Source organism: Sedimenticola sp., from assembly GCF_050289425.1.
In the GTDB taxonomy this organism is placed as follows: domain Bacteria; phylum Pseudomonadota; class Gammaproteobacteria; order Chromatiales; family Chromatiaceae; genus Sedimenticola.
On record NZ_JBNKFS010000001.1, the window covers coordinates 256,273 to 272,560 of the forward strand.

The window sequence follows — 16,288 nt, forward strand, 5'->3', positions numbered from 1 at the left end:
CAGTCCGGTATTAAAAATCGATGCGGTATCCAGCGGTGAGGTAATAGGTCGACGTGGTGTTCGACAATCCCGGCCCATCCAGTTGGGAGTATTCTCCGCCAACTTCCACTTCAAAGTAGTACTTACGCTGTAGAAGGTAGTCCATTCTGAGTGAGGGAATAATAACCCACTCCGTGCTGTTATTGCTGATGCGATCTTTATAGTCAAGTCGAATACGGGGATTAAGACGCCAGAAGGTGGTGATGGGATAACGGGTATTGAGTGAGAGCGTGGCTGTATTTACGTTACTTGTATCTGAATAGCGTACCCCGGCCACGGTAATGTCGCCGGGCTTTAGAAGATTGCTGCCGATCAGCTGCAGATTATAGAATTTGTCCACGCCAGTTCCCGGCACCGCCAAGACCCCCCCGGATGCCGGCGTGCCACTCAGTTCTGTGAGTGTGATGTCGCCGCTAATTTGCAGCTTCTCCGTCAGCGGCTTGGATGCGCCCAGGGTAAAAGAAGTACTTTCTGCTGTACGGTCCTTGGCCAATTGATAAATCTCATCCTCGGAGAAACTGGACAGTAACTCGGACAACGAGGTAACCATTTGTCCCTGAAGTGCATTCTGTACGGTTAAAAAGGGGCTAGTCCGATAATCAAACTGCGCATTCAGAGACAGCCCTCCTGGCAGGTGCATGTTACCGATCAATAGAATCGTATTTAGTTTCTCAAAATGGATGTCATAATCGACTAAGCCAAGTAAGGATCTCTCCGCGGTAAAATATCTCAGCTCTCCACCTACAGCGCGACGCCCTGTTAAATCCTCATTCGTTTGGTCGATATAGAAAAGCACAAAGTCCCACGCGTTCTCATAGGTACCAAGATCCACACTGGCACCCCAGAACTGCCGGTCCATATCCACGCCATCAGACGACCTGTCCACCGGATATCCCGCCACCAGATTAAACCGGATGTCATCTCTCATGCGATAACCAAATACCCCACCATCAAACCGCCCCAAAACCCCACCTGTACTCCGCGTCTGCCGGCCCAGCCGAGTAGAAAGACCGGTTTCCTTGTGGTTCAAATCAACATAAAGAGAGCTGATGTGTGAGTAGCTTTCCGGGTCGTCATCCAGAAAATCTTTTAGGTAACCACCGGTAAATCGGATATTGGTATCGAGTACATCGCTGCGCCCCCTGGCACTCACATTGATATCCGTGGACAGCCTGTTCTGAGTGATTTTTGATCCTTGCGGCTCGATATCCAATACGTCGCGACGGTAAAACTGTGAAAAACTTCCATATGTACGCCATTGGGTGCCGCCCTCTTCCTGTTTTTGCCCTCGACCCGACTTCAGGGCCGGTCGCGGCGCCTCCCGCGCGGTTACCAATGCCGCCAGCCTCTGTCGCACTCGCTCTGCTCCCTCACCTTCGGGATAGAGGACAAGGTACTTTTCATACTCACATTTGGCATGAGCGAGCTGCTTATTGCGTTCTCGCGCCACCCCCAGGAATTCCTGCGCAGCCTCACGATAGCTGTGATCCGGGTAACGCAGTACCTTGGTATAGAGTTGCACGGCGCGTGAATATGCGTTACCCGCCATCGCTTGGCGTGCCTCTTCCATAAGTGCCGCTATCTCAGCCTCCGGAACAGCCGCCAAAAACGCCTCTTTTGCCGACTCCTTTTCTTGTTTGGCACGAGATTTCTCCGCACGTATGACAGAAGGTGCGCCGGGAGCTACAGGTTTGGGGAGACCGGCCAGTTCAGCACTTGTAACCCGGGAAATCCATGCACCTGGATAACGGGATTTCAACGCCTGCTGGGCTGATACAGCCTCAGCGTAGCTGGCGAAAAAACCTAGTCCTAATCGGTGCCATAACTTGCCGTCGAGAATAACTTCCGTGATATGGAGAGTATATCGATTGAATACCGCATCCAGCTCTACGTCAGTCAGGTTGGGTGGCTCGGTGGTAGATTGCAGGTTTACGACGTAGCCTCCAATCGCAGACTCGGCGGTTCCCTTACCTGCTTCGTCAATCGTGGAGGTCCCGCGTCCTGTACCCGCCCTTGATTCCGACTCCAAGGCCTCCGCTTGCATTGGGCTGTCATCCCTCTCCCCGGACACGGATGGCCGTTCAATTACCAACATGATTTGGCGATAATCGCGACTGGGTTGAATACGGAAGTTCAGGATGCTTTTTAATCTAATTCTGATAGAAACAAACCCGGATGTGGTATCAAATTCATACTCAACCTGGCGAACTTCCGAACTACCGGGAACCAGTGATTGATCTTCCAGAAACTCCGATGCCAAGGCTGCCAGACCACGGAGAGGCCGAAGCTGTATCTGAATATCCTTACCCCTGGTTTCGGGTGTGTGATTGATATACTGCAGGGGTTCGGCAAACTGGATTCTGAACTCCACTTCATTTGAGTTCAATTGCACTTGCTCCGTATCGGTGATCAAAGGCTCCTGCGCCCAGGCCACCTCACTCAGCGATGCGGCCATCACCAGAAATACTGCCAATAGCCAGTTAAGCCATGGGCGTTTTGCCAATATAAACATGCCGCCTGCTATTTGCTTACCAATGCATCTGCCAGGGTAGATCAGCTTGCTCAGGGTCGTCGCTCTTATCTCGCTCGTTACCGCATCATTACTTTTCATAGCGGCCGTTGCCGATCGGTTCACCGGTAGTCCGTAATCGTCACAACTACCCCCCGCGACGAACCGCCGAAAAGATTGACCCGGCGCCATCCACGCCTGGAATGCCGAACGCATTGATAGCCCTGGCATCACCTGCTTATTGAATCGAGAAAAACAGGCCATTTCGTTCCCTTTATTTATAATTAAGAGCTTACGCAAGCTTCTTACGCTTCCTTTTAATTAAAGCCATTAACTATATAACATTTAATTAATTTCTTGTGGGGCATTATTTAATACGCTTCCGGTTGGTCAATGCATCATCAACCAACTTATTCACGGTTTCTTAGAAATCGCTGCTTTTCACACTATGCTCACCACTCCGGCTTTTCTTAATCTGCGTCATACTGGAATCGGTATAGATATGACAGCTTCCGGAACAATCCCGCAGCTCCGATACCGTATAGCGCGTATCGGGGTTTTCATATTTTTTATGGGGACCTGACTTGTAATCCTGTGCGTGGCAACCCGCGCAATCCGGTTGATAAGAGGGTGCACTCCAGGTAACAACCTGACTATTGGATTTATGGCATTCGGTACAGGTCAGATGTCCTTTATGATCTCCAGGATAGCTGCCGCCACTGTGATGAAAATCAGAAGGTGCCCAACTGTTCGTATTGTGGCAGTTGTCGCATTGCAGACTGGTTACAAAATGATCTGCTGGCTTGCCGGTGGCCGTAGTTCCGTTATGACAACTATTGCAGGAACCGGTTACCGAGCCGTGATCAAAGTTGGCGGGGATCCAGGCATTTGTACCATGACAGACATCACACTGGGCGCCTGTGGATATATGATTCGCTGTCTTGCCAATTGCCTGCACACCATTGTGACAACTACTGCAGTTACCGGAAATACCGGAGTGATCGAACACAGCAGGCACCCAACCGATTGTCGTATGACAATCATCACAAAGGTTGTTAGTGGGTAAGTGGCTGACGCTCTTGCCCGGCGCCGTGATGCCGTTGTGGCAGCTGGCGCAGGTACCCACCACCGCGGCGTGATCCACCTGCAGTACCGGCGTCCAGCCGTTGGTCCCATGACAGGACTCGCAGCTGTTGTCGGTGGCGATATGAACCGCCGGCAGCCCGGTGGCCTGCACCCCGTTGTGGCAGCTCGCGCAGTTGCCGGCCACACTGGCGTGATCGAACACCGCGCCGGTCCAGCTGCTGGTGCCGTGGCAGTCGTCGCACTGGTTGTTGCTGGCGATATGGCTGGCGATCTTGCCCGGTGCCGTGATGCCGTTGTGGCAGGTGACGCAGCTGGCTGTCGTTTTTGCATGATTAAACTTTGTGATCCACGTGATTGTAACGTGGCAAGACTCACACTTGTTTTCGGACGGAATATGGGTTGTCGGCTTTCCACTGGCAATTTGCCCGTTATGGCACTGCGAACAGCCGCTGGCAATATTGGAATGATCGAATCGCGCAGTATTCCAATTCAATGTCGTGTGACAATTCCCACAACTATTGCTACTTGGAACATGCGTAGGGGCTTTTCCCGCTGCAGTGCTGTTATTGTGGCACTGAACACAGGTCCCACTGGCCGCACCGTGGTCCATTTCCACCGACTGATTCCAACCCTCGGTGGCATGACAACTGACACAATCGTCGGTCGACAAAATATGACTGGATGGTTTAACAGTTGCGGCAATTCTTCCGGATCCATGGCAAGAAGCACAACTTGTCGGCGTACCTTCAAATACGCCACCTGCATGACAGGACTCGCAGCTCAACCCATTATGAGCGCCCTGCAGTTCAAATCCGGTTTGCAAATGGTCAAATGGTGGCGTTTCAGGCTGTTGCGCAGACGCGGCCCACCAGCCTCCTGACAGTATCAGACACAACAGTATTGCGCAGACGCGATTCAATTTGTTCGAAATAAGAAAATGCATTTCCGTGCCACCCCTGGTGAGATTGCCGACAATTCCGGCGCCGGCTATCTTGCTTGGTCAATCACCTGAACCCTGAACGATTCGGGAACATGACAGCGTTCACATCGATTGCCGAGTTGCCCTTCATGCACGTCATCAATCGAGTGACAATCGATACATTGCCTTGCGGCCTTGAGCTGTTTATTACTGGACTTATGACATAATCCACAGGCAATACCGACGTGCGATCCCTCTAGCGGATACTCAGTATCCTGGTTATGGTCGAATTGCCAATAATTCCAGCCGTTGGGGTTATGACAGCCTGTACAGCTATTGGCAAATGCACCGTTATGCACATCATCCGAAGAATGACAATCCACACAATCCCGGGCTGTATCCTCGTAATTGGCGTCAATATGGCAGTCACTGCAACTTGCCGCCTCGTGTAACCCGATGAGCGGAAAGTCGGTAAGCCCATGATCAAATACCGTCTCCCCCGTCCAGCTTGCCTGTCCATGGCAACGTTCGCACTTTTTACCTTGCTTGCCCGCATGCCTGTCATCCCCTTCATGACAAGCAATACATTCCTTCTTCAGCTCCACACTCTTTATACCCGCATGGTGGCACGCGATACAGGTAATATCCTTGTGTCGTCCCAAAAGCTTAAATTCTGTTCTACGATCATGATCGAAACCTATATCCTTCCACTCGGTTTCCCGATGACACTCCTTGCACTCCTCCCCATAGCTTCCACCGTGAACATCCGAATCCGCATGGCATGCCACACATGTCTTACCTACCTCTTTCACAGGTCGCCCCGGCGTGTGGCAGGCATCACATTCCAATTTCTGATGTGCTTTGCGAAGTGGATATTTAGTATCCTTATCATGCAAAAACGCAGACTTATCCCACTTCTCTTCCTGGTGGCATTTTCCACACTCACTACCCAATGAGCCCAGGTGTTTGTCATCAAGACTGTGGCAATCCACACAGAGTTTTGGTGCCTGCGTGTACACCTTGCCAATATGGCACGCCGTGCATTCTGCTTCCCGGTGTTTTCCTTTCAGTGGAAAATCAGTCTTTTCATGATCCAACTCCACCTGGGCCCAGTTCTCGCTGACATGGCAATTCTCGCACTCCTTGCCCTCCGTCTCCTTGTGGACATCATCCCCCTTGTGGCAATCAATACAGAGTAGCGGCGCATCTCTGTAGTGCGCTTCCGGCTTGTGACACTCCGTGCAAATTACATTTCGATGCCCACCACGCAACTCAAAATCCGTATCGCGATGATTGAATCGCTCTTTATGCAATCCTCTAACATCCGCATCCCTGCCGACGTGATCCGTATGACAGACACGACATTCACTTTGACTCGCCATCTTGCTTCTCGAATGAAACCCCTTCTTCTGTTTCAAATCGTTTGCGATGCTTTCATGACAATCCAGGCAAAGTGTCTTTTGTCCAGCCTGTTTGAAATTCACATGGCATTTCTCGCATTTCGCCTCATAATCCGCATGACCCGCTATAACCGGACCCGGCATGAATATTTTCTCGAATTCTGTTGCCACTGCCACACCAGCAAAAAGTACCAGAAAAACAAGCAGTAGCATGTTCCTTGCTGTGAGACTCATGATCGGTCGCTGTATCAATACATATGTACAGCAACAACATGAAATATTGCCGACGCGACCAACATGACAAAAAATGGCACATGTATTACATGCCAAAGTGAAAACAGGCGCTCAAACAAAAGTAACGTCCTAGCCGCGGCAATAGTTTTATTGACTTTCCGCAACTCCCGGGAGAACTCTTTTCTGAATTGGGACAAATGTTTACTATCCAGTTTTGTATTGAGTTGCTGTTCAAACACTCGAAGTTGGGTACGCAACTCCCATTCGCCTTTTTCAGCCAAACCAACCAGCTTTTCACCCTCGGACAAATTCCAGGGACTATCGACGTCATGCCTTCGCGCCATAGCTCGCAATCCATCCACCTGCTTTATTATCGAATCAATGCTGTCGCGTATCTTTTTCCGCTTTCCAGTCAAGCCATAATGAACCTGAATATAAAGATAGCGACCGATCAAGCCGCTAGCCGCCACCAGTAGCATGCAATAAAGAGCGACGCGACTATTGAATGACCCAAGACTGAAGTTCGAATGAAGCACCACAAGACAGGGGACAGTAATACCAAGTACCAGATGCGCGCGAAACCAGAATTTGACACTTCCCAACCAGGACGGTAACTGTCGCCGTTTACGCCATGGATAGACCATCATCAACAGCAGCATGACACCGCTAGCTATCCCCATCCAGTAGCCCAATCCTTGTTCTGCAACGATGTAACGTTGGCCGCTTACCCTCCAGGCATACCACATGACATAAACCAACAGCGCGAAATAGAGGTATGAAGTTAGCCTGCGTACGAGCAACAGTATTTTTTCTGAAGAGATTACTCGCGAAATTTCTTCCACACCCATACTCCGCGACGGTATCGGCTTACTTACATTCGTTTGCATCAAGAGTTTGTCCGCCTATAAAACCCGTTAGTGAACTCATCTGCAATGACTAAGCTAAGGCATCTCCTCATTGGCGAACATCCTTTTCAGATTTGAAGGAAACAAACTGCCGTGACGATCACGGGGCGTGACGATCTTTACGCAAAACGACAGATTCGTGCAGGTAAAGATTCACGCCACACTCTTTAGAACGAAAACAATTGTCGTTTATCGTCATATCTTAAAACTTGAAATAGCGCACAAACCTTATAAGTTAACGGGTGAATTTTCCGGCATTTGTTACGGGCTCCATATATAGTACCCCTGACTTTCTGATCATCCCCGGATCGTGGCATCCGGGGAACATGTCACTCCGTTGTCATCACAGACCATTCTGGTAATTAAACAACTGAAGATTATTGTGATGAAAAATACAGCAATCACGGCGCTCTACTTTCTGCCGTTGGCCTTCAGCCTCGTTTACTATCTATTGCGACGAACAGTCAATAACCGTACGAATAGTCTGGTATTAAGAGATGCCATTGCAGACAAACTGACAGAGCCGGCCTCTCTCCATCCCATAATCAACCCAGACAAATGTGTCGGTTGTGGATCGTGTGTTCATGCCTGCCCCGAAAATCAGGTACTTGGCCTTATCAAGGGAAAATCCCAGCTGATCAATCCCAGCCATTGCATTGGTCACGGCTGTTGCAAGGAAGCATGCCCAATGAACGCCATCGAGTTGGTATTCGGCAGCGCTACCCGGGGCGTCGATATTCCCCACTTGGCTTCAAACTTTGAAACCAATGTACCCGGGATCTTCATCGCCGGCGAGTTAGGCGGCATGGGGTTAATAAAAAATGCTATTGCTCAGGGAAAGCAGGCTGTTGAGGCAATCAAGCGCAAACTAAATGGTCAGCTACAAACGGATTATGATCTGATAATTGTCGGCGCGGGACCGGCGGGCATTGCGGCGTCGCTTGCCGCCAAGAAAGACAATTTGCGCTACTTGGTTCTGGAACAGGAATCCCTCGGCGGAACCGTCTCTCATTATCCGCGCGGAAAAATCGTCATGACTGCGCCAACCGAATTACCCATAGTTGGCAAGATGCATTTTCGCGAGACCTCGAAAGAGCAGTTGATGGAATTCTGGAAGAAGATCGAAACAGAAATAACACTCAACATCAAATATCGCGAACGTGTTAAAACCGTGACACCCATTGCGACGCCGGGAACAGGATATCGGGTTATTTCAAGCAAGGATCAATACACCACAACCGCCATACTGCTTGCCATCGGTCGCCGTGGCACGCCAAGGAAGCTGGGCGTTCCTGGCGAAGAGCTTCCTAAAGTAGTATATCGTCTCGACGATCCTGAACAGTATCAACGTAAGCACGTTACCGTTGTGGGTGGTGGTGACAGCGCGCTGGAAGCGGCACTCGCCATCAGTGAACAACCCGGTACGACAGTGACTCTCTCTTATCGTTCGGATGCATTTAGTCGAGCGAAGAATAAGAACAGAACACGCATTTGCGCGGCCAATGATCAGAACCAGCTATCTATACTTTTTAACTCCAATGTAAAAGCCATTAAAGAGTCGACAATTGAAATAGAACAAGCCGGCAAACTGATAAAATTGAAAAATGATGCCGTCATTATCTCAGCCGGAGGAATATTACCAACACCGTTTCTAAAGGATATAGGTATTCATGTGGAAACCAAGTTCGGGACCAGCTAAATCATGCGCAAAGGTAATTTACTTCCGCTGTTCTTGCTTTGCATAGGCACCCTCCAACCAGCCTGGGCCGACAGAGTCGAGGACGCGCTGAGCGCCATACGCGAAAAGAATTATGAATCTGCCGTCCAGATCCTAGGTATCGAGGCCGAGAAGGGAAATGCCGACGCACAGTTCAGATTGGCGTCGCTCTATCGAAGTGGATTGGGTGTTGAGAAAAATCTTCGAACTGCCTTTGAGTGGATGCGCAAATCCGCGCAACAGCGTCACGCCAAGGCCGAGTACAACCTAGGCGAATTCTATTATCATGGCTGGGGTGTGGGCCGCGATAGGAAGTTGGCCCACCTTTGGTACGAGAAAGCCGCCGAGGACGACTATGCCATTGCCCAAGAAAAATTGGACCGGATCAGGACTCATTCATCCGTTGACTATTTGGCCCCCGATAGTGAAGCCGGGATAACCGCGCTGTTTGCCGCCTGCAGAAAAGGCGATCGTATCAAAGTTAAATGGTTGCTTGAACAAGGCGTTCCGGTTGACAGCACCAACGAAGCCAATCAAACACCCTTGATGATCACCTTGAGCCGTGGGCATGCCGAAACCGCCGCACTGCTGCTGGATCACCACGCAAGTATCACTGCCCAAGATATAGACGGGAATACACCACTACTGCATGCAGCGAAATCAAAATCGATCCAGGCTATTAAGGTCGCTATTGGTGCGGGTGCCCCGATAGATCAATCCGATGTATCCGGCAATACGGCACTGCTACTTGCAATCCGCCAGGGGGATACTGAAATGGTAAGCCTGTTGCTCGACAGCGGAGCTGACGTCAACAAAAACTATACCTCAAGCGCCAGCCCGTTAGACTTGGCAAAGCGCTTAAAACACAAGCAAATCGTAAAAATACTCAATGACAATGGCGGGAGGTCAAACCATTCCATCCCCGAACAGCATAGACTGGCCGAATCGATCAGCCGCATAGCCAAACTGTCTGGTGAAAATGCGGCTCCGGACAACCTGTACAGTCAATGGCCCCCACTGGTCATTGCGGCCTGGCGCGGCGACCTGGAACTGGCGGCCCTCCTCCTGGACAAGGGGGCGGACACGGATCAAACAGCACCTGACGGACAGAACGCGCTGACCCGGTCCGTAATGGCAGGCCACGGCGACATTCTGCGTCTACTTTTATCCAACGGTGCCGCTGTCAATCAACCGCTGCCCGACGGCACCACCGCCCTTGAGTTGGCAATAGTCGTCGCGGCGCCGGAAATTGCCAGGATGCTCCTGGACGCCGGCGCCAACCCGAACGGCTCTAACAGGGGCAGCACTACCCCTTTGCTGCTGGCTATCGAGTCGAATGCGACAGAGCTGATCGACCTTCTTCTGGCACGAAAAGCCAACGTCAACAGCGCCGATCGAAATGGCGTAACCGGGTTGCGGTTGGCCGCCGAAAGCAACAATATTGAACTGGCGAAGAAGCTGCTGTCATTCGGCGCCAAGACTGAAATATCTGATAATGACAAACGCACTCCGCTCTGGATCGCCGCTGAACATGGCAGCGACAAAGTCGCCTTGGAGCTGTTGAAAATGAAGGCCAACCCCAATCACCGCGACACCCAGGGACATACACCGATTTTGCGTGCCGCCCTCAACGGCCATGCCGATATCATCGACGCCCTGATTAGTCACGGTGCCGATCCCGGCATTTCCACGGAACGTGGAAACACAGCGCTTCATCTGGCATCCAGCAGGGGCCATGACAATGCGACAAGGCAACTAATCGCATCCAATGTTGCCATTGATTCACATAATAAGAGTGGTGATACCGCGCTGATGCTGGCCGTCGCCGGGGGCCACCGCAATGTGGTCAAGATGTTGTTGGCGGCGGGTGCGGATCAAAATATTCGAAACCTGAATGGGCTGAATGCATTGAGTCTCGCTTCACAACTTGGTGACCGGGATATAAAAGCACTTCTCAACCGGCACAAAGATAAAGGCCCTCGCTTATTTAGCTTTTTTTAAGTGCCGATTGCTTTATTCAGAAACCCCACGCTCATACGGATAGGCCAATCGTTCACATGCCGCCGAGGTGTTTTGGGGAAACCAGGGCAACGACAGCCTGCTGCTGTCCGATCCGCGCCGAGGCAGTTTGGCACACCCTTAGTGCCTGCCACACCGCACACATACGAATCTCTGGCAGGCACGGGGACCTGCCCCTGCCAGGAATCACACCTCCGGTGTCCCGTCGTAGCGTCCCCCCCTGTGGTTGCCCGTTTCATCAGTGCATTTAGACCTTTGACAAAGCCTGTTCGACATCCGCCAGCAGGTCATCCAGATCCTCCAGCCCCGCCGACAGGCGCACCAGGCCCTCGCCGATGAGGTGCTCGGTCCGCTCCTCGGGGGTGTAGACGGAGTGGGTCATGCTGGCCGGGTGTTGGGCCAGGCTCTCCGCATCACCCAGACTCACCGCGCGGGCGATCAGGTTCAGTTCATTCATGAAGCGACAACCGGCCTGCAGACCACCCTTGAGCTCGAACGCCACCATGCCACCCGGCGCGTCCATCTGGCTTGCCGCCAGTGCGTATTGTGGAAACGACTCTAGTCCCGGGTAGTGACAGATCTCCACCTTGGGGTGTCCCGCAAGCAGCTCGGCGATCCCCCGGGCATTTTCGCAATGCCGGTCCATGCGCAGGGCGAGGGTCTTCAGGCCGCGCAGGATCAGGAAGGCATCCTGCGCGGAGAGCACCGCCCCGGTCATGTCCTTGAGGCCATGGAAGCGCACCTGCTCCAGCGACTCCTGTGGACCAACGACGGCCCCGGCGATCAGGTCGCCGTGTCCGCCCAGATACTTGGTGGCGGAATGCACCACATAGTCGGCGCCCAGTTGCAGCGGCCGCTGCAGGTAAGGTGTACAGTAGGTGTTGTCCACCACCACCCGGGCATCATGGGCTTTGGCGATGGCCGCCACGGCGGCGATATCCACCAGCCGCATGTTGGGGTTGGCCGGTGACTCGAAAAACACCAGCCGGGTGCGCTCGCTGATGGCATTGGCCAGGTTTTCCGCCTCGGTCAGATCCACATGGGTGATCCTCACCCCGAAACGGGCCAGGCCGTGATTGAAATAGGCGTAGGTGCAGCCGTAAAGCGTCTTGTCAGCGATCACCTCGTCGCCCGGCTTGAGCAGGGTCCAGAGCAGCGAGGTGATGGCACCCATGCCCGAGCCGGTCACCAGCGCCGCCTCGCCGCCCTCCAGATCGGCGATGCGCTGCTCCAGCAGCGCCGTAGTCGGGTTGCCCACCCGGGAGTAGACATAACCGGCCTGCTCGCCGGCGAAGCGGGCACCGCCGTCGCCCACGGTCGGAAAGGTATAGGTCGAACTCATATAGACGGGCGGATTGAGGGCGCCATGGCCCGCGTAGGGGTCGTAACCCAGATGGATCGCCCGGGTGGAGAAGCCCGCTTTGCCTTGTTTTGAACTGTACATCATTCCATTCCTACTCAAAACCTGAACCCACAGGTGCCGGAGTCAAACCGGCCCCCCGCCTTGCACCGGCTCACCGGACCGAGCCGAATGGCACTTACTAAAGGCGAATTGCAGGAATTCCACCATTCCGGCGCAGGCCGGGATAACGGTGATTCTTGGCTTAAGTAAGAACCATTCCAGACCGGGGCCCGGTTTGACTCAGACACCTGCTTGCTCACAAAGCGTTTTGTCAAATAATATTCGTATAATTTACGTATCATTAGTATATTGCTCGTTATTATTTGATTTCCATGAAATATTTTTCGGAAAAAAGCGGCCAAAATGACACTAGACCGAATTGACATCGAAATAATCAATCTACTGCAGAATAATGCTCGACTGTCCAACAAACAGATCGCCGCCGAGGTGGGGCTGGCGCCCTCCAGCGTGCACGAACGGCTGAAGCGGCTGTGGGAAAACCGGGTGCTGACAGGCACCCACGCGGAGGTGGACCCGGAGAGCCTGGGCATCGGACTGGAGGCGCTGTTCATGATCGAACTGTCCAAACACGAACGCACCACCGTCGACCGGTTCATGGAAGCCATGCTGGAGATACCCGAGGTGCGCTCGGCCCACTTGATTACCGGCCGCTACGACCTGGTCGTCCACGTCGCGGTACACGACACCCGGCACCTGAAGAACCTGGCGTTGGACCGATTCACCAACCGGCCCGGCGTTACCCGCATCGAGACCTCGATCATCTACGACACGCGGATCAACCCGGTGCTGCCGGACCTGCGGGGGAATGACACTTATTTAAGCTAAGAACTACTGTCATCCCGGCCTTCGCCGGGATGACGAAAATCCTGCAATATGGCTTAAGTAAGTGCCATTCGGATCCGAGGGGGAAAGCAAAGGTGTCGGAGTCAAAGCTGCATCGATCCGATGAAACGATGCAGGGTAGGAGACCGGTTGACTCCGACACCGCCATGATTCGATTCGCATATAAACACTTGACTCTGTAGTCGACTACAGGGTTTATACTGCCGTAAAAATAGTCACCGGGAGCAGCCCCTCGGCGACTTGTGATACGGAGACAGATCATGGAAAACCTCACTATCGGTAAACTGGCCAGGCAGGTGGACCTGGGGGTGGAGACCTTGCGCTACTACGAGCGCCGGGGACTCATCGAACCCCAGCGCCGCACCGAATCCGGCTACCGGCTCTACACTGACGATGCCAGGCAACGGCTGCAGTTTATTCGCCGCGCCCAGGTGCTCGGTTTCTCTCTGGACGAAGTAGCCGAATTGCTCTCCCTGAGCGACCGACCGGACCAGAGCGCCGCCGAGGTGAAACGGCTCACCCAGGCAAAGATCACCGACATCGAGACCCGTATCCACGACCTGGAAAGAATGAAATCCGCCCTGTCGGCACTGGAAGAGCAGTGTCCCGGCCATGCCGGCACCACCGCCGAATGCCCTATCCTCGCCGCGCTGAATCAGCCGACACCCGAAGCCGCGCAAGGAGAAAACGAATGAAATATTCCCAGGAATCCGGGGGTGTGGCACGCCAACCCACAGGTGTCGGAGTCAAACCGGTCCCCTGCCGTGCCTCTGTTCACCGGATCAAGGCCGGTTTGACTCCGACACCTCATGCAATCCCACCGGGAGCAGTTGCCGAGGGAGGTGCCGCATGAACAAACTCGATCTCGGCATCGAAGGCATGACCTGCGCCTCCTGTTCGGCGCGGGTGGAGCGGACACTTGGCAAGCTGGAAGGCGTGACCGAGGCGCCGGTCAACCTGGCCACCGAGCGGGCCAGCGTCTGCTATGACGCATCACTCGTAACGCCCGCCGCACTGATCGATGCGGTGCGTGAGGCAGGCTATTCGCCCGTCACGGATGAACTGGAGATCGGCGTCGGCGGCATGACCTGCGCCAACTGCTCCGCCCGGGTGGAACGCACCCTGAACAAGCTGCCCGGGGTGATCCAGGCCAACGTCAACCTGGCCACCGAACGCGCCACGGTACGTTTTGTACCGGCTACGGTGGGACCGGACGAGATCGCCACCGCCATTCAGGAAGCGGGCTACGAGCCACGCCCGCTGGAAGAGGATGGCGATGCCGAATCCAGACAGGAGGCCGTCCGCGAGGCCAGCCGCCGGGCCATGCGCCACGACCTCTGGATAGCGCTGGTCCTGACCCTGCCGGTGGTGATTTTGGCCATGGGCGCCCACTTCGTGGCCGGCTTCCGGGAGACGCTCAACGCGCTGGCACCCCAGGGCCTGTGGGATTGGATCCAGGCGCTGTTCACCACGGCGGTCATCTTCGGCCCGGGACGACGCTTTTTCCGCCCAGGCTGGATCGCCTACCGCCACCTGTCACCCGACATGAACAGCCTGGTAATGACCGGTACCGGTGCCGCCTGGGGCTACAGCCTGCTGGTGCTGTTGCAACCCGGACTCTTTCCGGTGGATGCCCGCAACCTTTACTTCGAATCGGCCGCGGTGGTACTGACGGTGATCCTGATGGGCAAATACCTGGAAGAGCTGGCCAAGGGGCGCACCTCCGCTGCCATCCGCAAACTGGTGGGGCTGCAGGCCAAGACCGCCCGGGTATTGCGGGACGGTACCGAGGAAGAGATGCCGGTGGCCCGGGTACAAACCGGGGACCGGGTGGTGATTCGGCCGGGCGAACGTATACCGGTGGATGGCGATGTCGTGGAAGGCGAAAGCTATGTCGACGAGTCGATGCTCACCGGCGAACCGGTGCCCGTTGCCAAGCACCCGGGCAACAGCGTGGTAGGTGGCACCGTGAACCAGCACGGACAACTGCAGGTCACGGCCACCCAGGTGGGCAAGGGTACCGTACTGGCACAGATCATCCGCCTGGTGGAGCGAGCCCAGGGCGCCAAGTTGCCGATCCAGGGGCTGGCCGACCGGGTGGTGCGGGTATTCACGCCGGTGGTGCTTGTCATCGCGACCGTCACCTTCGTGGCCTGGCTGTCGCTGGGACCTGACCCGGCGATCACCTTGGCCCTGGTGAGCGCGGTAGCGGTACTGGTTGTCGCCTGTCCCTGTGCCATGGGCCTGGCCACGCCGGCCGCCATCATGGTGGGTACCGGCCGGGCCGCCGAACTGGGCGTACTCTACCGCAAGGGCGAGGCGCTGGAGCGGCTCTCCCACGTAGACCGGGTGGTCTTCGACAAGACCGGCACCCTGACCGAGGGACACCCCGAACTGACCGACCTGGTGGCGGTCGATGGCGACCCGGAGACGGCGCTGCGGCTCGCCGCGGCTGTCGAGGCCGGCAGCGAACACCCGCTCGCCACGGCCATTGTGGAAGCGGCACGGGAGCGGTTTCCCGAGCTGCCGGCGGTGGGGGCGTTTCGCGCCATCCCCGGCTATGGCGTCACAGCCCAAGTGGAGGGACAGCAGATTCAGCTTGGCGCCTTGCGCCACATGGAGAAAGAAGGGATCGATGTCGGCGCCCTGGCGGAGCGTGCCGACAGCTACTCCAGCGACGGTAAAACCCCCATCTACCTCGCTGTCGATGGCCGCGTACGCGCCGTGTTGGCGGTAGCAGATCCATTGAAGGCCGAGGCGGCGGCGATGGTCAGCGAACTGCACCGGCGCGGGCTGCAGGTGGCCATGATCACCGGCGACACCCGTAAAACCGCCGAGGCGATCGCCCGCCTGGCCGGCATCGATGAGGTGCACGCCGAAATCCTGCCGGACGGCAAGTCCCAGACGGTCCGGGAGATGCAGGCCCGCGGACAGAAAGTGGTGTTCGTCGGCGACGGCATCAACGACGCCCCGGCACTGGCTCAGGCGGACGTGGGCATCGCGGTCGGCTCGGGGACCGATATCGCCATCGAGGCGGCGGACGTCACCCTCACTCGCGGTGATCTGGGCGGTGTGGTCACCGCATTGGATGTGGCCCGGCGGACCCTCTCCACCATCCGCGGCAATCTGTTCTGGGCCTTCATCTACAACATTCTGCTGATTCCGCTGGCTACAGGGATCTTCTATCCCTACTT

10 protein-coding genes are annotated in these 16,288 nt (G+C 54.9%); 5 read left to right on the forward strand and 5 right to left on the reverse strand.

Annotated elements, in window-relative coordinates; genetic code table 11:
• Positions 1-10 precede the first annotated feature (10 nt).
• From ACQY5R_RS01245 to ACQY5R_RS01260, 4 genes are all read right to left on the reverse strand, one after another.
• Entirely contained in the window at positions 11-2,650 is a 2,640-nt protein-coding gene (locus ACQY5R_RS01245; protein WP_428603550.1) for a tetratricopeptide repeat protein, read from the reverse strand.
• A gap of 322 nt (positions 2,651-2,972) precedes the next feature.
• A complete protein-coding gene (locus ACQY5R_RS01250) occupies positions 2,973-4,127 on the reverse strand; it encodes a hypothetical protein (protein WP_428603552.1) in 1,155 nt (384 codons plus the stop codon).
• A gap of 494 nt (positions 4,128-4,621) precedes the next feature.
• Entirely contained in the window at positions 4,622-6,187 is a 1,566-nt protein-coding gene (locus ACQY5R_RS01255; protein WP_428603554.1) for a cytochrome C, read from the reverse strand.
• 14 nt (positions 6,188-6,201) lie between these two features.
• Positions 6,202-7,029 (reverse strand): hypothetical protein, encoded by an 828-nt coding sequence (locus tag ACQY5R_RS01260; RefSeq protein WP_428603556.1) that lies wholly within the window; start codon positions 7,027-7,029, stop codon positions 6,202-6,204.
• Positions 7,030-7,477: 448 nt separating this feature from the next.
• On the opposite strand from ACQY5R_RS01260, the gene ACQY5R_RS01265 reads away from it, so the two are divergent.
• Both ACQY5R_RS01265 and ACQY5R_RS01270 read left to right on the forward strand, forming a co-directional pair.
• Positions 7,478-8,791, forward strand: a complete 1,314-nt coding sequence (locus tag ACQY5R_RS01265; RefSeq protein WP_428603558.1) for an NAD(P)-binding domain-containing protein — start codon at positions 7,478-7,480, stop codon at positions 8,789-8,791.
• 3 nt (positions 8,792-8,794) lie between these two features.
• A complete protein-coding gene (locus tag ACQY5R_RS01270; protein WP_428603560.1) occupies positions 8,795-10,810 on the forward strand; it encodes an ankyrin repeat domain-containing protein in 2,016 nt (671 codons plus the stop codon).
• Positions 10,811-11,075: 265 nt separating this feature from the next.
• Here the strand turns inward: ACQY5R_RS01270 and ACQY5R_RS01275 are convergent, their stop codons facing one another.
• Positions 11,076-12,272, reverse strand: a complete 1,197-nt coding sequence (locus ACQY5R_RS01275) for a methionine gamma-lyase (RefSeq protein ID WP_428603562.1) — start codon at positions 12,270-12,272, stop codon at positions 11,076-11,078.
• A gap of 321 nt (positions 12,273-12,593) precedes the next feature.
• On the opposite strand from ACQY5R_RS01275, the gene ACQY5R_RS01280 reads away from it, so the two are divergent.
• From ACQY5R_RS01280 to ACQY5R_RS01290, 3 genes are all read left to right on the forward strand, one after another.
• Positions 12,594-13,076 carry an Lrp/AsnC family transcriptional regulator gene (locus ACQY5R_RS01280; protein WP_428603564.1) on the forward strand — a complete coding sequence of 161 codons (483 nt, stop codon included), beginning with the start codon at positions 12,594-12,596 and terminating at the stop codon, positions 13,074-13,076.
• A 278-nt stretch (positions 13,077-13,354) separates the two neighbouring features.
• Positions 13,355-13,789 carry a Zn(2+)-responsive transcriptional regulator gene (zntR, locus tag ACQY5R_RS01285; protein WP_428603566.1) on the forward strand — a complete coding sequence of 145 codons (435 nt, stop codon included), beginning with the start codon at positions 13,355-13,357 and terminating at the stop codon, positions 13,787-13,789.
• A gap of 154 nt (positions 13,790-13,943) precedes the next feature.
• A partial coding sequence (locus ACQY5R_RS01290) for a heavy metal translocating P-type ATPase (protein ID WP_428603568.1) occupies positions 13,944-16,288 on the forward strand: 2,345 nt, incomplete at its 3' end.